The organism is Gelatiniphilus marinus, assembly GCF_042684345.1.
Lineage (GTDB): Bacteria > Bacteroidota > Bacteroidia > Flavobacteriales > Flavobacteriaceae > Gelatiniphilus > Gelatiniphilus marinus.
This window is the reverse complement of the sequence record NZ_JBHULK010000003.1, coordinates 210789-230954: the sequence shown is the minus strand read 5'-3', so window position 1 is coordinate 230954 and position 20166 is coordinate 210789. Positions and strand designations below refer to the sequence as shown.

General features: G+C 33.9%; 16 protein-coding genes, 1 tRNA gene and 1 riboswitch. Of the genes, 10 read left to right on the top strand and 7 right to left on the bottom strand.

Features of this window, described 5'->3' with window-relative positions:
* Positions 1-4 precede the first annotated feature (4 nt).
* The 6 genes from ACFSQS_RS09830 to ACFSQS_RS09805 form a co-directional block, all read right to left on the bottom strand.
* A complete protein-coding gene (locus tag ACFSQS_RS09830) occupies positions 5-1285 on the bottom strand; it encodes a TolC family protein (RefSeq protein ID WP_388017825.1) in 1281 nt (426 codons plus the stop codon).
* 107 nt (positions 1286-1392) lie between these two features.
* Positions 1393-4593 carry an efflux RND transporter permease subunit gene (locus ACFSQS_RS09825; RefSeq protein WP_388017822.1) on the bottom strand — a complete coding sequence of 1067 codons (3201 nt, stop codon included), beginning with the start codon at positions 4591-4593 and terminating at the stop codon, positions 1393-1395.
* Between the two features lie 14 nt (positions 4594-4607).
* On the bottom strand, positions 4608-5621 hold the full coding sequence (locus ACFSQS_RS09820) for an efflux RND transporter periplasmic adaptor subunit (protein WP_388017819.1): 1014 nt from the start codon (positions 5619-5621) through the stop codon (positions 4608-4610).
* 155 nt (positions 5622-5776) lie between these two features.
* Complete coding sequence (locus ACFSQS_RS09815) at positions 5777-6685, bottom strand: helix-turn-helix domain-containing protein (protein ID WP_036124042.1); 909 nt, start codon at positions 6683-6685, stop codon at positions 5777-5779.
* Between the two features lie 37 nt (positions 6686-6722).
* The gene (locus ACFSQS_RS09810; protein ID WP_388017815.1) at positions 6723-7976 is read right to left on the bottom strand and encodes a site-specific integrase; all 1254 of its coding nucleotides are present in this window, start codon (positions 7974-7976) and stop codon (positions 6723-6725) included.
* Between the two features lie 230 nt (positions 7977-8206).
* Positions 8207-8281: transfer RNA gene (locus tag ACFSQS_RS09805), tRNA-Pro, on the bottom strand.
* Positions 8282-8380: 99 nt separating this feature from the next.
* Here ACFSQS_RS09805 and ACFSQS_RS09800 point away from each other — a divergent pair.
* The 5 genes from ACFSQS_RS09800 to ACFSQS_RS09780 all read left to right on the top strand — a co-directional run bounded on the left by ACFSQS_RS09800 (position 8381) and on the right by ACFSQS_RS09780 (position 12539).
* Positions 8381-9487, top strand: coding sequence for a PQQ-dependent sugar dehydrogenase (locus tag ACFSQS_RS09800; RefSeq protein ID WP_388017812.1), 1107 nt, complete (start codon positions 8381-8383; stop codon positions 9485-9487).
* Positions 9488-9581: 94 nt separating this feature from the next.
* The gene (gene udk / locus ACFSQS_RS09795) at positions 9582-10187 is read left to right on the top strand and encodes a uridine kinase (protein ID WP_388017809.1); all 606 of its coding nucleotides are present in this window, start codon (positions 9582-9584) and stop codon (positions 10185-10187) included.
* On the top strand, positions 10188-10514 hold the full coding sequence (locus ACFSQS_RS09790; RefSeq protein WP_388017806.1) for an FtsB family cell division protein: 327 nt from the start codon (positions 10188-10190) through the stop codon (positions 10512-10514).
* Positions 10507-11877 (top strand): methylmalonyl-CoA mutase subunit beta, encoded by a 1371-nt coding sequence (locus tag ACFSQS_RS09785; RefSeq protein ID WP_388017803.1) that lies wholly within the window; start codon positions 10507-10509, stop codon positions 11875-11877. The genes ACFSQS_RS09790 and ACFSQS_RS09785 overlap by 8 nt, the downstream gene beginning before the upstream one ends.
* Positions 11878-11897: 20 nt before the next feature.
* The gene (locus ACFSQS_RS09780; RefSeq protein WP_388017800.1) at positions 11898-12539 is read left to right on the top strand and encodes a hypothetical protein; all 642 of its coding nucleotides are present in this window, start codon (positions 11898-11900) and stop codon (positions 12537-12539) included.
* 214 nt (positions 12540-12753) lie between these two features.
* Here ACFSQS_RS09780 and ACFSQS_RS09775 read toward each other — a convergent pair whose 3' ends face one another.
* On the bottom strand, positions 12754-14622 hold the full coding sequence (locus ACFSQS_RS09775; protein WP_388017797.1) for a TonB-dependent receptor plug domain-containing protein: 1869 nt from the start codon (positions 14620-14622) through the stop codon (positions 12754-12756).
* A gap of 71 nt (positions 14623-14693) precedes the next feature.
* Positions 14694-14998: riboswitch (cobalamin riboswitch) on the bottom strand.
* Positions 14999-15071: 73 nt separating this feature from the next.
* Between ACFSQS_RS09775 and ACFSQS_RS09770 the strand changes: the two genes are divergently transcribed.
* From ACFSQS_RS09770 to ACFSQS_RS09750, 5 genes are all read left to right on the top strand, one after another.
* Complete coding sequence (locus ACFSQS_RS09770) at positions 15072-16214, top strand: ABC transporter substrate-binding protein (RefSeq protein WP_388017794.1); 1143 nt, start codon at positions 15072-15074, stop codon at positions 16212-16214.
* Between the two features lie 56 nt (positions 16215-16270).
* Positions 16271-17281: a FecCD family ABC transporter permease gene (locus ACFSQS_RS09765; protein WP_388017791.1), complete on the top strand. Its 1011-nt coding sequence runs from the start codon at positions 16271-16273 to the stop codon at positions 17279-17281.
* 114 nt (positions 17282-17395) lie between these two features.
* Positions 17396-18190 carry an ABC transporter ATP-binding protein gene (locus tag ACFSQS_RS09760; protein ID WP_388017788.1) on the top strand — a complete coding sequence of 265 codons (795 nt, stop codon included), beginning with the start codon at positions 17396-17398 and terminating at the stop codon, positions 18188-18190.
* Between the two features lie 95 nt (positions 18191-18285).
* On the top strand, positions 18286-19605 hold the full coding sequence (gene rmuC, locus ACFSQS_RS09755; RefSeq protein WP_388017785.1) for a DNA recombination protein RmuC: 1320 nt from the start codon (positions 18286-18288) through the stop codon (positions 19603-19605).
* Between the two features lie 12 nt (positions 19606-19617).
* Positions 19618-20166 (top strand): acyl-CoA thioesterase, encoded by a 549-nt coding sequence (locus ACFSQS_RS09750; protein WP_388017782.1) that lies wholly within the window; start codon positions 19618-19620, stop codon positions 20164-20166.

The window sequence follows — 20166 nt, the reverse complement described above, 5'->3', positions numbered from 1 at the left end:
TTTTTTATTTAAAATCTCCAATTGCTTTTTTATAATTGGCTTCACTTATTCGATAATTTGCTATAGCATCAATAACGTCTGAATATGCTTGCTGCCAAAGCACTTGCGCTTCCAAAACATCTTTTCCCGTTACGGTTCCAACATCAAAGCGATCTTGATTTAATCTTAAATTTTCATCAGCTTGTTGTAACGATTTTTCTGTAATTTCAACTTTTTGTATTGCCTGTTGAAGCTCTAAATAGGCATTTTGAATTTGAAGTGACAATAATTCTTCGGTTTCTTCCAATTCTAATTTTTGTGCTTCGACTTTGAATTCTTGTTCCTTCACTTTTTTCTTTCTGCTTCCCCAATCAAATATGGGTATATTGACATTTAACAAACCGTAGTAAGAGGTTAAATCATTACTTCCATCTGTGAAATTAATTTGTTTGCCATTAGCATAGATTCCGCTTACATTAAGTCCAATTGTTGGCTTTCTGTCAGCTTCTAAAATTTTAGATTGTAACTCTTCAATTTCAACAGCTTTTTTAAGCATTTTTATTTCTGGTCTATTATCAATTGCTGTTGATTGTGAAACTTCATCTAATAAAATAACATCATTACTAATAGTATCCTTTACTAAAAAATCTATGTTGGGCATACCTGTTAATTGTGCCATCTTCAGTTTTAGCAGTTTAAGCCCATCTTTTGCCTTTGTTAAATCTAGTTCTGCCTGGTTTAATTGTACTTGTACACGTAAAACATCGTTTTTATATATAATACCGGCATTGTATGAGTTAGTTAAATCCTTTAATAATTCTGTTAATAACGCTTTATATTTATTAGCTAACTCTACTTTGCTTTTTACATTTATTATTTGCCAATACGTTGTTTCAACATTTAAAAGCACTTCGCTATCTGTTAGTTCTTTTTGTGAAGTATACAAATCCACTGCTGTAGAACTCATTTGTTTAGCCGTGTTTATTTTACCACCCGCATAAATTACTTGAGTAACTCCTAAAGAGGCGTTTGCGAAAAACTCTGGCAGTAATGTATTTAATGGGTCGCCAACATGAACTCCCATACCACTTGCTTCTACGAAGGGTTTGTCTGATGCATAAACCGATGACTTCGCAGCTTTGGCTGCTTCAATGGTCTTATCTGCTTTTTTAATTTTTTTATTATTAGATAAGGCCAATGATTTTGCTTCTTCTAAACTCAACAACCTATCTTGGGCTATAGCCTGGTGAAAAGTGGTGAAAACCAACAAAAAAACTATTGATAGCGTATATTTATATGTACTCATAATTTGTTTTAAGTTTTTCTAAAAGAACTATAGAAACTACTGCTTTATATAAAAAGAGGGATTATTGCTATTAATCTTTTAAAACAGTAGTCCTATAGTATTCTTATTTATTTCTTGATTCGTTTTTTTAATTTATGCTTCATCACTTCTAATTTGCGAAGTGTTCTACTCTTCTTTTTAGGTTTATACAAGATGGTTTCAAATACTTCTGCATTAGGATGAGGATGTACTTCATCTGGTTGAGGATTAACAAATTTGTAATAGAGTATAGGTACTATAAATAAGGTTAATACCATAGAAACTATTAAACCAACTGCTAATACACTTCCTAAAGGTGCCCATAGCGGTGATTTACCCACTATCATTGGAACCACACCAATAGCTGCTGCTGCAGATGTTAAAAAGATTGGACGCATTCGTCTTTTACCTGAAGCTTTAGCTGCTGCTTTTACGGTATAACCGTGTTCTAATACCAATTCATCTGCATAATCCACCAAAATAATTCCGTTTCTTACTACGATACCAATTAGACTAATAATTCCCATAAAGGCCGTAAAACCAATTGGATTCCCTGTAAGTAACAGCCCCAAGAATGCTCCTAATAAACTCAACGGAAATGTTGCTAAAACAATTAATACTTTTGTAAAATCCTTAAATTGAAATAAAAGCACTAAAAAGATGAGAATTAAACTTATACCTAAAGAAGCCATCATGTGTGGTGCAGTTTCATTGGTGCTTTCGTACTCACCTCCATAGTTGATTGATATGCCTTCTGGTAATTGTAATGCATTAATTTTAGGCATAATGTCATTTTGAATTGTTGCAGCTTTTATGCCCAATTGCGCTTCAGCTCTAACCGTTAATGTTCTTAAACCATTTCTATGTGTGATAGCTCCTGTATGCCACTCAGGTGTAATGTCTGCCACTTCTCTTAAAGGCACTTTTGTGCCAAATACTGTAGGTATGTTTAAAGCTCCTAAATCGTTAAAGTTTTCACGGTTTTCAGCGTCAAAACGCAAAAGAATATCAATAGCTTTATCTCCCTCATATAACGTAGAAACTGGATACCCTTTTAAGCCTGCTCCCAAAGTTTGCGAAACCATTGCATTTGTTACTCCTAAACGATTTGCCTTATCGTCATTTAAATTTACTTTTACTCCATAATAATCATCTTGATACGATGTTCTTACCCAGTTTGTACCTTTTGCTTCTTCTAAAATTGTTTTTACTTGCTCAGCTACTTGTTTTTGTTTAATTAAATCCTCACCTACAATTCTTACTTCAACAGGTGCCGGTGTTTCTTTCATTGAAAGTTGTCTTATACGTATATAACCATCTGGAACAAAACCTTCGAATTTTTTAATGTACTCATCTGCCAATTCTTGTGTGGCTTCTTTACCTGTTGTAGTTATAAATATTTGGGCAAAGTTTTTACGAGGAAATTCTGGTGCATACGTAGAATGAAATCTTGGGGAACTAGTACCAACAAAACTAGCTACACCCAAAACTCTTTCATCTTGTTTTATTTCATTCTCAACACGTGTTACTACATCTTCCGTTTGTTTTAAATTTCCTCCATTAGGTAACCAAACTTCTATGTTAAACTGATTTCTTTCTGCAGTTGGAAACAATTCCTGCTCTAATCCCATTGCTACTAAAACTGCTAATACAACAGATAAAAAACCAATAAATAATGTTGCTTTTGGCCATCTAAAGCTATAATCTAGTGCATTGTTAAATACATGCTGCAACCTATCTAACATACTTTTTTTATCTCCATCACTTACCTTGTGTTTTAATCCTTTTTTTATAAAGACATAGCACATATATGGTGTTAACAATAATGCTACTAACAACGAAGCAAATAGTGCAACAGCAACAGCAATAGGTAAAGCTTGTATAAATTCCTTAGCTAAGCCATTTAAGAAAAAAGCTAATGGTAAGAAAGCAAAAATAATTGCCATGGTTGCTGTAAAAATTGGCACCATTAATTGAGTAGCACTTTGCCAAGCAGCTGTCCATCTATCTTCTCCTTCATCTAATTTTTCAATGTAATTATCTACAACTACAATGGCATTATCCACTACCATACCCAATACTATAATTAAGGCTGCTAATGTTACCTGATGAATTTCTATACCAATAACATTTAAAACTCCAAATGTTATAACAATAGCTATAGGACATGCCACTGCCGAAACTATTGCCACCCTGAATGGTAATAACAGAATTACCACAATAATTACTGCTACAATTGCAATAACAAATTCTAGCATAAAGTGGCTAATACTTCCTTTTACAACTGAAGGCTGATCTACAATAGTAGTAACTTGAACATCTTGAGGTAATTGTTTTTTTACTTCATTGATTTTTTCTGTTATTTTCTCTCCAAATTGGACGATGTTATTACCTGGTTGCATCTCTACAGTTAACATCATTACTTTTTGATCATCAACTTTAATAAAGCTTGACACTTCTTCGTAACGACGTTCAATAGATGCCACATCTTTTAAGCGAACCACTTTACCATCTGGACTACTATACACAATTTGATTACCTAAATCAGCTTCATTTTTATATTGATTTTTGGCAAAAACAGAGACCTCAGAATCTTCTAAAGTAATACCACCAGAATATCCAGTATTATTTTGCATTTGAATAACTTGAGCAATAGTTGAAAAATCGAAACCATATTGTTTCATTTTTTCGTCTTGTACCGTTACGTAAATCTGCTGTTTTTGTCCTCCATAACGTTTTATTTTTGATGTTTCGTTAATGGTTTTTAAACCATCTTCTAACTCATCTAAATACGTTTCAATTTCTGCATAACTGCGTCCTGGTGCGGAAACTGTTATCATTTGTGCAACTACGTCTCCAAAGTCACTATTTACTATTGGGCCAATCATTCCTTGAGGAAGTGTGTAATTTTGCCTAAATGTGGTATTTAAACCATGTTGTAAAGTCGCCCAAAAACCATCAGTATCTTTTACATTTTCATTTAACTCAACTGTTACAATTACTTGTCCTTCTTTTGTTTCAGAAATTGTTTTTTCCTTTCTAACCTCCTCAAAACCAAATAAAAACTGTTCAATCTGATTGGTTAATTGTTGTTCTACCTGCAACTCGTCTGCGCCAGGAAATGCTGCTATTACCAAACCTTTACGAACCGTAATTTGTGGATCTTCACTTCGAGCCATAGTCGCTAAAGCATATATTCCCAAAATCATTAACAATATCGTAAGTACAATGGTTACCTGACGGTATTTCATTGCAGCCTCTATAAAGTTTATTTTTACTTTTTTCATCATCTTATTCAGTTCTTTTATAGAGACACTGTTTGCCCGTCTTTTAAATTTTTGTTTCCTGCGATTACAACCGAATCACCTATTGACAAGCCCTTGGTAACTATTACTTCATTTCCTTTAAAACTACCAAGAGACACCCTTTTTTTAATGGCTTGATTTTCCTTTACGACAAATACATATAGTATATTGTTAGCATCTCTTATAATACTTTCTGAAGGAACTGTAATAACATCTACAGTATTACCTGTATTGATTTTTATATTACTAATCATTCCTGGTAATAGTTTATCTTCCTTATTGTCAAGGCGAACTTTTACATTAAAAGTTCTGGTTACAGCATCTGCACTTGGATTTACAATAGCTACTTTACCATTAAAAGTTTCATTTAATGAAGAGATTTCAACTTTAGCGTCTGTACCTATTTTGAGTTTAGATATTTCAGATTCAGTAATAGAAGCCTTAGCATATACTTTATCTGTTTTCATTACAGTAAAAGCAGGAACACCAGGTGCTGCTGTAGCACCTATTTCTGTCATTTTAGCTGTAATCATTCCAGAAAAAGGGGCATAAAGTTTAGTGTCTGCTAAATTTTTTGCTGCTAAATTTTTGTTTGCGTTTGCTTGGGCTACAGCCACTTTAACTGCAATAAAATCGCGTTCTGGCAAACTACCTTTTTGATATAAACTATTTAATCTTTTGAAGTTATCATTTGCTTGTTCTAAGCCTGCATTTGCTATATCAAATGCATTTTTATAGGTGGTTTGGTCTATTGTTGCTAGTAACTGCCCTTTGTTTACTTTTTGACCTTCTTGAACATAAACTTTTGAAATTCTACCGGGAACTGAGAAACCTAAAGATACTGTGTTATCTGCTTCAATGGTTCCACTATATGTTAGGGATTCCTTTTCTACTGTTGAATTAATTTTTTTAACAGTGACCTTGGGAATCACAACTTCTTTTACAGTTTCCTTTTTTTCTGAACAACCTACTAATAATAAAGCCAAAGTTGTAAAGGTGATAATTTGCTTCATATTTATTGCTATAATTTTATAATAATAGGTTACAAAAGTCCTATTATTGATATAATTACAACAGGTCTACAAAAGGAAAAAATTGGTCAAAATCAGTTATTTTTATTAAAAAAAATAAAAAAAATGCACTATTAAGGAAGTTTGTTGGTCAAAACTTAACTTTTAAACTTAATCTCTCTGAACTTAGAGGGTGAGTAACCCGTGTGTTTTTTGAAATATTTACCAAAGAAAGATTGGTCACTAAATTGAAGCTCGTTTGCAACTTCCGAGATTGATAAGGTTTGATTTTTTAACAGTAGTTTTGCCTCCATTATTACCGCTTCATCAATTAATTGACTTGCTGTTTTTTTTGAAATAATTTTTAAAACCTTAGACAAATAACCAGGTGTTAAACATAAAATATCTGCATAAAATTGAACTGTTCGTTCTTGCTTAAAATTTTCATTTAACAATTTCAAAAAACGAAGTGCTAATTTTTCCTGTCTTGTTAAATTTGCTTCTAGATTAGGAAACTGTATCTTTAATAATGAAGCGTAATGATACATTAATAAGTTAAAACTATGAGTTATTATCTCATTATTATATGGGTTATTTTTTCCAAGTCGATTATTTTTTTCTAAAATTTTTGAAACAGAAATAAACGTTTTTAAATCCTCCTTAGATAATTTTAACTTGGGGATACTATTTGCCGTAAAAAAGTCTAAAGTATCAATATCATTTTTGTTAATTGAGTTTCTCAATATAAAATCAACATTAAAGCTAATAGTTGCTATTTCAAGATTTTTGCTCATTTCTTGAATATGAGTAACCGTTTGTGGATTTATAACTATTATCTCTGAATTTTTTATAGTATATCTCAGTAGATTTAATTGGATTTTTAAACTTCCCTTAACTACTAGTAAAAAAGCATAAGAATTACCTCTAAAAGGATAACCTATAGGAATTTCTTTAAACTTATTTTTTGATAAATGAACATGTAATCCATTTTCTTCTTGTGGTATATCTCCAATAATTTCCACCAAATCATCTATTGTAAGACTTTTTATTGAAGATTGTGGATACATTTTGAGTAGATTTTGTACTCAAATATACTGTATTATTTTATTTTGATTTAGAATGAATCTTTTGATTGTTTTTATTAATCATCTTAATCTTTAAAGTATTAATATCTTCACTTACTTTTCTTTCAATAACTCTTGCATAAATTTGAGTAGTTGCAATTTTTGTATGACCTAATAATTTTGAAACCGTTTCTATGGGAACGCCGTTACTTAAAGTTATAGTTGTAGCAAATGTATGTCTTGCTATGTGAAAAGTTAGGTTCTTTTTGATTTTGCATAAGTCTGCTATTTCTTTTAAATAAGAATTGAGCTTTTGATTTGAAATATTAGGAAATAAGGTTTCTATTTTTCTGGTTTTGATGTGGCTTTTATATTTTTCTATCAATTCTTCAGCAATTGGAAGTAACGGGATTTTCACTTTGTTATGTGTTTTTTGTCTATTTGTGATTATCCATTTGCCACCATCAATACCGAATGTGATATTATCTTTGTTGAGGTTCATTACATCAATATATGACAAGCCCGTATAGCAGCTAAATACAAATAAATCCTTAACGAGCTCCAGTCTTTCAATTTCAAATTCTTTTTTAATAATAGTCTGTAGCTCATCTTCACTTAAAAACTCACGCTCATTTTTGATATAGGTTGGTTTAAATTTTATAAAAGGATCTCTGTCTATCCATTCCATCTTGTAAGCTAATGTAACCATTTTGCGAAGTCGTTGAATATGCTTCATAACTGTATTATTTTCCATTTTCTTTTGGTGGTCCTCCGGAACATAGGAACGTAAGAACTTTTCAAAGTCAACTAAAAAGCGAAACGTTAGTTGGGTCAAGTAGATGTCTTGGATTTTCTTTTTGGTTAGAAATAGTTTGATATATTTTTGAGTAGTGAAATAGTTCTTTAAAGTTCCATAACTTAAAGATTCGCTCATTTGGGTATTATGGTAATCAACTAAAGTTAGTAAAGAATACTCTTCGTTATCCTCACCAAGAAAACGAGCTTTAATTGATTGAGCACAGATAAAAGCTTTTTCTTTTACAAGTTCATCGTGAGCTTCATAGATTCTATTTTTAACCTGGTCTAAATATCTATTGAGTAATCGAGATTCTTGTTTGTTTCCTCTTGCTCTTCCTTTACTGGAATCCCATTCAGACACAATTACTTTTCGTTGTAAACTGATATTTGCTCGTTTACCGTTTACAGTTATTCGAGCATAAACAGAAACTTCATTATTAATCTTACGTGAAGCGCTTACCCAAAATGATAATCTAAAGGTGGTTTGTGATTGCATAGTTGTCGTCTTTTTGTTAAACATTCATCGAGACGAAAGTCAAATCAACTATTTCAATTACAGTGTTTAAGAGTCTATTCGGTTAACACTTTTTTACTTTGCTAACTGTTAACCGAATTGTTAACCGAATTAAACCATATTAATTCAATTCTTATGATAGCCTAAAAACCATAAAACCTTGTAAATCATACAATTTACAAGGTTTTAGTTTCTGTTGGTATTAATTTTTGTCGGGGTGGCAGGATTCGAACCTGCGACCTCCGCGTCCCAAACGCGGCGCGATAACCGGGCTACGCTACACCCCGAATTGGCTATCCTTTTTTAAGGACTGCAAATATATAGTATTTCTTTATAAACAAACAATATATTTAAGTAAATTGTGGTTTCATTATAAATGTACAATTATGAGACCAAAACCCTTATATTTTATACTAACTTTCTTTGTAGGTTTTAACGCATGCGCCCAAGACAAAAACCCTGTAAACACAGAACATTCATACGAAACCGTTGTTTCCGATTTAAACAATCCTTGGGGCTTTGTTTTTCTTCCCGATGGCTCGATGCTCATTACCGAAAAATCTGGTGAGCTCATCCATTTCAGCAAAGGCATAAAAACTAAAATTTCCAGATTGCCAAAAATAGAGCGCCTTGGCCAAGGCGGTTTAATGGATATTGAACTGCACCCAAACTATAAAAACAACGGTTGGCTGTACTTGTCTTATGCCTCATCAAACGATGATAACGACGGTGCCAACACAACCATAATGCGCACAAAACTTAAAAACAATGTACTAACCCATAAAGAGGTGCTTTATAAAGCTTTGCCAAACACAACACGCGGCCAACATTTTGGGTCGCGAATTGTTTTTGATAACGATGGCTACCTTTATTTCACCATAGGAGATCGTGGTAATCGCGATGTAAACCCCCAAGATATTACCCGAGATGGCGGTAAAGTATATAGGTTAAAAGACGATGGAAGCATACCCATAAACAATCCGTTTGCTAAAAAATCTGGCGCAAAAAAAGCCATATTTTCGTATGGGCACCGAAACCAGCAAGGTATGGTAAAGCACCCTGAAACCGGTAAAATATGGACACACGAGCACGGTCCCAAGGGCGGCGACGAAATCAATATTATCGAAGCGGGCAAAAATTACGGCTGGCCCGTTGTTAGTTATGGCATAAATTACAGTGGCACCAAATTTACCGAATTAACAGAAGCCCCAGGTATGGAGCAGCCCATTCACCATTGGACTCCCTCTATTGCGCCTAGTGGCATGGCATTTATAACCAGCGATGTTTACCCCAACTGGAAAGGTAATCTTTTAATAGGTTCTTTAAAATTCCAGTACCTAAACAGATGCGTAATTAAAAACAATAGGGTTACAAAACAAGAACGTTTGTTAGATGGCATTGGTCGTGTGCGCAGTGTGCGCCAAGGTCCAGACGGCTATATTTATGTTGGAGTTGAAAATGTTGGCATAGTTAAAATTATTCCGAAGAAATAATCTTAGATTTGTGTGTTAATTAATGACTTTTTAATGGATTGAAACCCCATTTCAATTTCATTTAGTTTTTTTAAGTTTTATAAACAATTTTTAGATGCTAATTATAGGAATTGCAGGTGGTACGGGCTGCGGAAAAACAACCGTTGTAAATCAGATTTTAAACGAATTGCCCGAGGGCGAAGTGGGTGTTATCTCCCAAGATTCGTATTACAAAGATACCTCGCATTTAACTTTCGACGAACGCGTAACAATAAATTTCGACCACCCAAGATCCATTGATTTTGATTTATTGGTTAATCATTTAAAAAAACTAAAAAAAGGCAAACCCATACACCAACCCGTATATTCGTTTGTAAAACACAACAGAACGGGCGATACCATCTTAACGCACCCCAGAAAAGTTATGATTGTTGAAGGTATTTTAATTCTTACAAACCCCGAGTTGCGGGACATGTTCGATATTAAAATATTTGTGCACGCCGATACCGACGAGCGTTTAATACGCAGGTTAAAACGCGATATTTCTGAACGCGGCAGGGATTTAAACGAAGTGCTTACACGCTACCAAAACACCTTAAAACCCATGCACGACCAGTTTATAGAACCCATGAAAGAGTACGCAGACATTATCATTCCAAACAATAAATACAATACCGTTGCCGTAGATATTGTTAAAACCATTATTAACGAAAAACTGTAAATGGCACCATTCAAAAAAAATAAATACTTAAAGCCTTTTAAAAATTGGTTTATACTCATTCTTGTGGTTTTTGCAGTTTGGATGCTGTTTTTTGATGCCAATTCGTGGCTTATCCATAATGAATTAAACTCGGAGGTTGAAGCTTTAGAGAATGAAAAAAAATACTATAAAAGGGAAATTGAAAAAGATAAAAAAGCCATTAAAAAATTAAGCACCGAAGAAGGCATGGAAAAATTTGCCCGCGAAACATATTATATGAAAAAAGAAAACGAAGAGATTTTTATTATTGAATACGAAGACAGTTTAAAAACAAAAAAAGATGACTAAGCGTTTGTTTGATGATTTTAACCAAGTATCGGCAAAACAATGGAAACAAAAAATCCAAGTCGATTTAAAAGGCGCCGATTATAACGATACCCTTATTTGGAATTCCAACGAAGGTATTTCGGTAAAACCTTTTTATCACTCAGATGATTTTGAAGCGTTTCCAAAACCATCAAACACCAAAGCTACTCAATGGAATATCTGTCAAACAATTTACGTTTCCGGCGAAAAAAAATCTAACCTCAAAGCTATTGATGCTATTAAAGGTGGTGCCGAAAGCATTAAATTTATAATTCCAAACGATACTGTTTCAATTAAAGATCTATTAAAAAACTTAAACCTTACTTCTACTCCACTTTATTTTGAATTACAGTTTTTAAATAGCGAATATGTTAAACAACTTTCTGTCATTCCTGCGAAGGCAGAAATCCAAATCCAAACCGATATTATCGGTAATTTAGCGCGCCACGGCAATTGGTTTTCTAACTTAAAAGCCGACCACAAGCAGTTCGAATCTATCGTAAAACAAACAAATGGTATTAGTATTAACACCGCGCTATACCAAAACGCAGGCGCCAATATGGTGCAACAACTGGCTTACGGTTTAGCCCATGCTAACGAATATTTAAACCATCTTGAAAATGTAATTGAAAATGAAAAGAAACCATCGATTCAAATCAACTTTCAAGTTTCAGTGGGCACCAATTATTTTTTCGAAATTGCAAAACTTAGAGCATTACGCATCCTTTGGAGCTCTTTAGCTTCAGAATATAAATTCAATACAAATTGCCACATTTTTGCAACACCAACCATACGCAATAAAACGCTTTACGATTACAACACCAACCTGTTGCGCAGCACAACCGAATGCATGAGTGCTGTGTTAGGTGGCGCCAATACCATTTGCAATTTGCCTTACGATGCAATTTATCATAAAAACAACGAATTTGGCAAGCGTATTGCCCGAAACCAGTTACTTATTTTAAAGCACGAAAGCTATTTTGATAAAGTTAACAATCCTGCAGATGGAGCGTATTATATTGAAAGTTTAACCCAACAGCTTGCCATAAAAGCTTTAGAGTTATTTAAAGATATTGAAGCCAATGGTGGCTTTTTAAAACAGCTGAAAGAAGGTACCGTACAACGGAAAATAAAGGAAAGCGCCAACAAAGAACAACACCAATTTAATACTGGCGAAGAAGTACTTTTAGGAAGCAACAAACACCCAAATACAAGCGATAAAATGAAGGATGAACTGGAATTATACCCGTTTGTAAAAACCAAGTCGAGAAAAACATTAATTGAGCCTATTGTTGAAAAACGACTTGCCGAAACCTTAGAACAAAATCGATTAAAAACTGAATAATTTTAAATTTTATTACAATCATGAAAACACCTTTTTTTAAACTTTTTGTCATCGCATTAACTTTTAGTTTGATAAGTTGTAAAAATGAAAACTCACTGCAAGAATATAAATATGCCGATAAAGGTTTGGTTATAAGTTGCGAAAACGTAAACTCCAAATTATACAGCGAAGCCCTTTTAGCTTTTGAAAACGATATTTTAAACTACTACGGCAAAAACAACCCAAACCCCTCATTGCTTAGAGCGTACAATCAATTTATACGAAATGCCGTTTACGGCAGAATAAATTACCAAGATGTTGTTTCGGCTCATACCGTTAAGATTTTTGAAGCTTTAAAACACGAAACCGATTTGTGGGACGCCAATAACCCAGAAAGCCACCTAAACTACAAAAGTGCTTTGGTAAAATGCATTGCTATAAATATGCAAAACCCAGATTTAAGAGCAACTTTTAATGCATTATTAAAAGTAAACAGCATGAGCCCAAAGCCTTTTGGAGCTCCGCTAATGTCTAATTACAGACATGCGTTAAGCGATAAATACTTGGCAGCTTACATAGCTTTCGATTTGTATTATGCAAAACTGTTTAATAAAGATTTATTAAAAGCCAATACCGAAAAACCCGTACAAAAAGTAGATTTTAACAAAATACCCCAGCAATAAATCGCAAAAAAACTGCTTTTAAAAAGCAATAAAATGAAGTTTATTTGAGGGTTGTCTAAAAAGTCTTTATAAATTAAGCTGTCCAGTTAAGCTTGCCGAAACCGATATTGATTATCAACAAGTTAAAAACATTTCGGCAGAGCCTGTGCTAAGCGCGCAATCGAGGTACTCAACATAACATTACAACTACTTTTTAGACAACCTCTTATTTTGCTTATAAATTAATGTGCAATCCTAAATTTACATTTCTACCTTTTGTGGTGTATCCTAAAATTTCAAAATAATCTTCGTTAAACACATTGGTTACACTTGTAAAAAGCTTCACTTTATTTTTAATGATGTGCTGACTAAAATATAAATCAACTAAAGAAAAAGACTCTAATTCTTCATTTGCAAAGGTTGAAAAATTGGTATCTGTTCTACTTCCAACAAACTGGTAATTTATTGAAGCATAGGTGTTTTTACAAAAATTATAACCCAAACTTGCATTGGCTTTATGTTTTGGGATACGTAAACGCACACCATCTTTTAACTCGGTAAAGGTATAATTTGCAGTGATTGATAAATCTTTAATTGTTTTCAATTCGGCTTCAAGCTCAAAACCATGTACCGTAGCAGCTTCGGTGGCGTTTTCGTAACCTGAGGTGTAAATTATTGTGTTTTCTTCTTTTCTGTTAAAGTAAACCCCGTTTACACGAAATCCGTTTTTGTTCGAAAACTCTAACCCACCTTCAATTGTTACATTTTCTTCGGGTTTTAAATCTGGATTGGCTCCAAAAAAGCCAAACAACTGCGATAAGTTTGGCGCAATAAACGATGTTGCATAGGCCCCAAAAACCTTTGCATATCCGGAGTTAACAGGAATACTATAAGACGGATTTAAACTATAAACCAACTGCGAACCGTATTCGCTGTGGTTGTTAAACCGTGCTCCTGCGTTAATGTTTAAGCCAAAATCGGAGACATAAACCACATTCAAATACGGATCGGTATTCGTATAGTTTTTTTCTGTAGCAAACACACTTTTATAATCTGAATAATTCACACCAATAATGGTATAAAAAGTTTCGTTAAAAACATATTTGTTAAAGGCATCAACCACAAAACTTTCGGCGTCGTAAGTTGCTCCAAAATCAGAAACAAGAGCCCTGTCTATTTTTGAAAAAGCCGCATTAATTTTAACGCTTCCATTTTTGTAACTAAATTTTGGCGCTATTCCAAAACGTGATTGCTCAGAAATAAACGCATCATCGGTATCAGCAAAACTGTAGGTAGGAGCAGGAAAACCATCAATATCGGTTTTAAACTTATGGTAACTTGCAAAAGCATCAATCTGTAAAGCATCACTAATTTTATACCCTAATTTTGCATTGGTATTAAATCTTGAAAACGGATCTTTTTCCGGATTATCAGATTTTGCAGCCGATAAGCCATCAACATACCTGTTGCCAAAACTCGCCACATAACTAAACTTATTTACGGTTCCGTTAACCGATACATTATTGGTAAAGCTAGCCCCATTATAACTCAAATCGTCTTGCGTTTGATTGGTGCCAACAACCGTTAAAAAACTGCCCGAAATTTGTTTTGTCGATGCTTTCTTAGTCGTAATATTAATTACCGCCGTAGCCGCAGCATTGCCGTAAAGCGTGCTTGCTGCGCCTTTAATAATTTCGATAGAATCTACGGTGTTTAAATCCAACAATCTTAAATCGAAATCGTTTGCCAGCATAGACGGGTCGTTAACTTGAATACCATCAATAAGCACCAAAACCTGCCTGTTATTTCCGCCTCTAATAAAATTTCCCAAATTCTGCCCTTCTACACTTCGGCTACCATTAATTTCAATACCGCTTTTGGTATTAATAAGCTCAGAAATGGTGCGCCCCTGATTGTTTTCAATCTCTTTTTTAGAAATTTTAATAACCGTTTTTCCAGAATTTTCGCGTTTTAACTCGAAGCGCGAATCGCTAATTACCACTTCTTCTAATTGTTGTTCTTTTGTTAAATCGGTTTGCTCTTGCGCAAAAGCAAACACAGATACACCAAAAAACAGCGTACCCAAAACATTTGTTTTTTTCATTTTAATTTGTAATTACTCGGAATGGTAAGGTATTGTTAACCGTACTCAAACTTTTATCCCGAAAGTTTAACTTATTTGTTTTGAAAATGGCAGGTCTCCTGACTTGTTTTATGTTATTTTACCTTCCCATTCTTTATGAAGAACAGTGGTTTAAAAGAAGAAATAACATCCTTAAAAAAGGGCTCAATATTTCCGATAGCCATCGGAAGAGCATAAACTTACAGTTGCGGGAACAGTTCAAGAATGAAGAGCAACGAATCTCGATTTTTGATTTTTAAATTCTAAATCATCAATCTTTAATCGTCAATCTTTTCACTTGATTCCCTTTTAATTCTTTCAGTAAAAACTGAATGAAACCAAATTTCGCTGCGAAAGTAAACATTTTGTTTAATCTTCAATTAAAAAGATTTAATAATCTTACTTTTGAAGCTCAAAAAAAAAAACAAATCTTGAAAAAAGCACTTTTTTTATTCGTTATATGTTTTGTCTTTTCTTGTAAAAACGAATCGGCAAAAGAAGTATTAAAAACTGTTGAAGGCATTCAGCTCAAAATAAAACATGCCAAAGGTTTTTCAGTTACAGACTACTCAACTTACAAAGTAATAAACATTAAAAACCCTTGGCCAAATGCCAAAAAAAGCTACCGCTATGTTTTAATCAGTAAAGAAAACGCAGTAAAAACAAGGTTTAAAACAGATGAATTTGATGCTGTTATTACTTACCCTATCCACAAAATAGTGGTTACCTCGACCACGCATATCCCTGCTCTGGAACTACTTGATATTGAAGAAACATTAGTTGGATTTCCGGGAACCGATTATATTTCTTCAGAAAAAATAAGAACTCAAATTAACAAGGGAAACATAAGAGAACTAGGTAAAAACGAAAGTATAAATACTGAGGTTTTACTAAGTTTAAGCCCCAATGTGGTTATTGGATTTGGTATTGATGGGCATAATAAAACCTTTGAAACCATAAAAAAATCTGGGATCCCTGTAATTTACAATGGCGATTGGGTTGAAGGTTCGCCCTTGGCAAAAGCCGAATGGATTAAGCTTTTTGGAGCCCTTTACAGTAAAGAAAAAGAAGCCGATTCTATTTTTAACACCATTGAAAAAAATTATTTAAAAGCAAAAAAACTGGCACAAACCGTAAAAAACAAACCCACAATTTTAAGTGGCGCCATGCATAGCGATATTTGGTATTTGCCAAACGGAACAAGCACCGAAGCGCAGCTTTTAAAAGACGCCAACACCAATTACTTATGGAAAGACAGCAAAGGCACTGGCAGTTTAAAACTTAATTTTGAGGCCGTTTACAGCAAAGCAAAAGATGCTAATATTTGGTTAAATCCATCAAATTATAAAAGTTTAGACGCCCTTAAAAATGCGAGTATCCACAACACCAAGTTTAGTGCCTACAACAACAAATCGATTTACACAGTTGCCAACACAACAGGTAAAAACGGTGGTGTTTTGTATTACGAATTGGGCTTTGCCCGACCAGATTTGGTATTAAAAGATATTATTAAAATCTGCCATCCAGAACTATTAAAAGACTATAACCCATTCTTTTTTAAACCTTTAGAATAAAAACAAAGACCTGTTAGTCCCGATCCTTCGGAACAGAGAGGCCTGAAAACCGTCCTATGAAACACAATTTCAAATATTCATTTATAATTTTAACAACTATTTTAATAGTATGTTTTTTTGTGAATATTAGTCTAGGCTCGGTATATATTCCATTAAAAGAGATTTTTAATAGTCTTATAGGCAATTCATCGTCATACATTATTACCAATTACCGATTACCAAAAGCATTAACTGCCATTTTAGTGGGTTCGGGTTTGGGCATTTCTGGGCTATTAATGCAAACGCTTTTTAGAAATCCGTTAGCAGGTCCATTTGTATTGGGCATAAGCTCGGGCTCTAGTTTGGGTGTGGCACTCATTATTTTAGGCACGGGTTTGTTTGGTGGTTTTTTGGCCTCGATCTTTATATCTAAATGGAGCATTGTAATTGCTGCCAGCCTAGGTAGTTTTTTGGTGCTTTTGGCGGTTTTAATGGTTTCTGTTAAAGTGCGCGATACTATGGCTATTCTTATTATCGGGCTCATGTTTGCCAGTATAACGGCAGCTATTGTTAGTGTGCTTTCGTATTTTGGATCTGCCGAACAATTACAACAATACATTTTTTGGGGCTTTGGCAGCCTGGGTAATTTATCTTGGCACGAATTATTTATTTTTTCAGTTATATTTTGTGTCGGAATTTTATTAAGCATCCTGTCTATCAAATCGTTAAACACCTTGCTTTTAGGCGAAAATTACGCGATAAGTTTAGGATTGAATATTAAAAGAAGCAGGTTAATTATTATTGCCGCTACCAGTTTATTGGCAGGAACCATTACTGCTTTTGCGGGTCCTATTGCGTTTATTGGGTTGGCTATTCCGCACATAACGCGGCAAGTTTTTAACACCTCAAACCACAAAATATTATTACCCGCTGTATTTTTGTTTGGTGCAATTATCATGTTAATTTGCGATAGTATTGCCCAAATACCAAATAGCGATTACACGTTGCCAATTAATGCCATAACAGCTTTAATTGGCGCACCTGTTGTGATTTGGTTATTGGTTAGAAAACGAAAAATGGTGTTTTAATATGAATATAAATTCCAAAACAACAAAAACAAAATTCCAAAACCTGTGCCTCATAAATCTGAGTGGTTTTTTAGAATTTAGTGATTGGAATTTGAAAATTGTATATTGAAATTTATGAGTGTTAACAAATCACATATCATTTTAAAAACCGAAAACCTAAGCATTGGTTATTCCACAAAAAAGCTGCAAACCACTGTTTCTTCAAATATAAATATTGAATTAAATAAAGGTGAATTGGTTGGGTTGATTGGCGCCAATGGTATTGGAAAATCAACTTTAATCAGAACCATTACCAATGTTCAAAAAGCATTAAATGGTTCGGTTTTAATCAACAATAAAAATTTAGCACAACTAAACCCCATCGATTTGGCAAAAATGATGAGTTTGGTTTTAACCGAGCAAATAGCCTCGAAAAACCTAACCGTTTTTGAGGTTATCGCATTGGGCAGACAACCTTACACCAGTTGGATTGGTAATTTATCTGGAAACGACAAAACCATTATTAATAAAGCGATAACGCAAACCAACATTGAAAATTTAAAACATAAAAAATGTTTTGAGTTAAGCGACGGACAGTTACAAAAAGTAATGATTGCGCGCGCTTTGGCACAAGACACCGATTTAATTATTCTGGACGAACCCACTACGCACCTCGATATGTACCATAAAGCATACATATTAAAACTGCTTCAAAAATTGGCTAAAAACACTAATAAAACCATTTTGTTTTCCTCTCACGAAATAGATCTCGCCATTCAATTATGCGATAAACTTATTGTTATGACTGAAAACAAAGTCGTTTCAGACCTACCCTGTAACCTCATTTTAAATGGCACTTTCGATTCTTTATTCCCTAAAGATTTAATAACTTTTGATGAGGAGAAAGGCAGTTTTAGAGTGAAGAAGTAATTATCTGCTCCTGGTATTATTTTCAGTTAAATCTTAATGCTTCGCCTAAAATCTTTCAACTAAAAAAATTATCTTTGGATAAACTTCTATTTTAAATGAACGACAACCTTAGCCTAATTTTAGTTATTCTTATCTCCGCAGCTATTGGCACCTATTTAGGCATGCTATTTAACAAACTAAAAAGTAAAAGCGAGCAAAGCACTTTACAGGAACGCCAAAACCAAATGCATCAAACTATAAATGAATTAAAGCAAAATTTAAACAAAATTGAAAACCAGCGCGAAGACATCCGTAAGGAAAAAGATGTTTTACATGCTGAATTAACCCGAAGGAATACCGAATACGAAAACCTGCAACAACTCAATAAAAAACGCGATGCTGAAATTGAAGAACGCCAACAACAATTACGAAAGGATTTCGAACTTTTGGCCACAAAAATACTCGACGAAAAATCTGAAAAATTCACACTTCAGAATAAAGAAAACATCAAAAATATTTTAAACCCGTTACAAGAAAAAATTAAAGTTTTTGAAGAAAAAGTAGATTTAACCCAAAAAGAAAGTATTAGTATGCATTCTGCTTTAAAAGAGCAATTATTGGGATTAAAAGACCTAAACCAACAAATGACAAAGGAAGCCACCAATTTAACCAGGGCTTTAAAAGGCGATAGCAAAATGCAAGGCAACTGGGGCGAATTGGTTTTAGAACGTGTATTGGAAAAATCCGGACTGGAAAAAGACAGGGAATATTTCGTGCAACAAAGCTTTACTTTGGCAGACGGCTCTCGTGTTTTGCCCGATGTGGTATTGCATCTTCCCGATGGTAAAAAAATGGTTATCGATAGCAAAGTATCGTTAACCGATTATGAGCGTTTGGTTAATGCTGAAGACGATGACAAAACACTCCATTTAAAAGCGCATGTAAATTCCATTAAAAAACATGTCGATCAGCTTTCAGAAAAAAACTATCAGGATTTATACGATATTGAATCGCCCGATTTTGTTTTGATGTTCATCCCCATCGAACCTGCTTTCGCGGTTGTTGTAAATGAAGATAATAGCATTTACAACAAAGCTTTCGAAAAGAATATTGTTATCGTTACACCATCTACTTTACTGGCCACTTTACGTACTATTGACAGTATGTGGAACAACGAAAAACAACAGCGCAACGCCATTGAAATTGCACGACAAGCCGGTGCACTTTATGATAAATTTGAAGGTTTAGTTAAAGATTTAACCGGTGTTGGCAAAAAAATTGATGCCGCCAAAAGCGATTATTCGGCAGCAATGAATAAATTAGTTGATGGCAGGGGCAACCTAATAACCAGTGTTGAAAAACTAAAAAAAATGGGGGCTAAAGCAAAAAAGGCCTTACCTGAAGCCATAATAAAACGCGCCCAAGAAGAAAAATAAAAAACTTAAACTATGTTTAAACACATAAAAGATTCCCAAATAACCATCTCAGAACTCATGCGGCCCATGCACTCTAATTTTAGCGGCAAAATACATGGAGGCTATATATTGAATTTAATGGATCAAATCGCCTTTGCCTGTGCCTCAAAGCACTCCAGACATTATTGCGTAACGGCATCGGTAAACAAAGTCGATTTTTTAAACCCCATAGAAGTTGGCGAGCTGGTAACATTAAAAGCATCGGTAAATTATACGGGGCGAACCTCTATGGTTATTGGTGTTCGTGTAGAATCTGAAAACATTCAAACAGGAGAAACCAAACATTGCAACTCCTCGTATTTTACAATGGTAGCCAAAGACAATAATGGAAAAAACGCTCCTGTGCCCGGTATTATATTAGACTCTAAAACAAGCATACGTAGATTCTCAAGAAGCATTGCTTTACAAAAACTTGATAAAAACAGGTCGAACGAATTTAATGCCTCAGAGTTTCAACTAAAAGATAATTTGCATCTAATTGAAAATCAAAATGCAAAAATAGAACTTAACAACAACCTTTAA

Bases quoted from the DNA above. Each gene is read 5' to 3' on its own strand.
- ACFSQS_RS09830 (WP_388017825.1), bottom strand. From the start codon at position 1,285: ATGAGTACATATAAATATACGCTATCAATAGTTTTTTTGTTGGTTTTC.
- ACFSQS_RS09825 (WP_388017822.1), bottom strand. From the start codon at position 4,593: ATGATGAAAAAAGTAAAAATAAACTTTATAGAGGCTGCAATGAAATAC.
- ACFSQS_RS09820 (WP_388017819.1), bottom strand. From the start codon at position 5,621: ATGAAGCAAATTATCACCTTTACAACTTTGGCTTTATTATTAGTAGGT.
- ACFSQS_RS09815 (WP_036124042.1), bottom strand. From the start codon at position 6,685: ATGTATCCACAATCTTCAATAAAAAGTCTTACAATAGATGATTTGGTG.
- ACFSQS_RS09810 (WP_388017815.1), bottom strand. From the start codon at position 7,976: ATGCAATCACAAACCACCTTTAGATTATCATTTTGGGTAAGCGCTTCA.
- ACFSQS_RS09800 (WP_388017812.1), top strand. From the start codon at position 8,381: ATGAGACCAAAACCCTTATATTTTATACTAACTTTCTTTGTAGGTTTT.
- udk (WP_388017809.1), top strand. From the start codon at position 9,582: ATGCTAATTATAGGAATTGCAGGTGGTACGGGCTGCGGAAAAACAACC.
- ACFSQS_RS09790 (WP_388017806.1), top strand. From the start codon at position 10,188: ATGGCACCATTCAAAAAAAATAAATACTTAAAGCCTTTTAAAAATTGG.
- ACFSQS_RS09785 (WP_388017803.1), top strand. From the start codon at position 10,507: ATGACTAAGCGTTTGTTTGATGATTTTAACCAAGTATCGGCAAAACAA.
- ACFSQS_RS09780 (WP_388017800.1), top strand. From the start codon at position 11,898: ATGAAAACACCTTTTTTTAAACTTTTTGTCATCGCATTAACTTTTAGT.
- ACFSQS_RS09775 (WP_388017797.1), bottom strand. From the start codon at position 14,622: ATGAAAAAAACAAATGTTTTGGGTACGCTGTTTTTTGGTGTATCTGTG.
- ACFSQS_RS09765 (WP_388017791.1), top strand. From the start codon at position 16,271: ATGAAACACAATTTCAAATATTCATTTATAATTTTAACAACTATTTTA.
- ACFSQS_RS09760 (WP_388017788.1), top strand. From the start codon at position 17,396: ATGAGTGTTAACAAATCACATATCATTTTAAAAACCGAAAACCTAAGC.
- rmuC (WP_388017785.1), top strand. From the start codon at position 18,286: ATGAACGACAACCTTAGCCTAATTTTAGTTATTCTTATCTCCGCAGCT.
- ACFSQS_RS09750 (WP_388017782.1), top strand. From the start codon at position 19,618: ATGTTTAAACACATAAAAGATTCCCAAATAACCATCTCAGAACTCATG.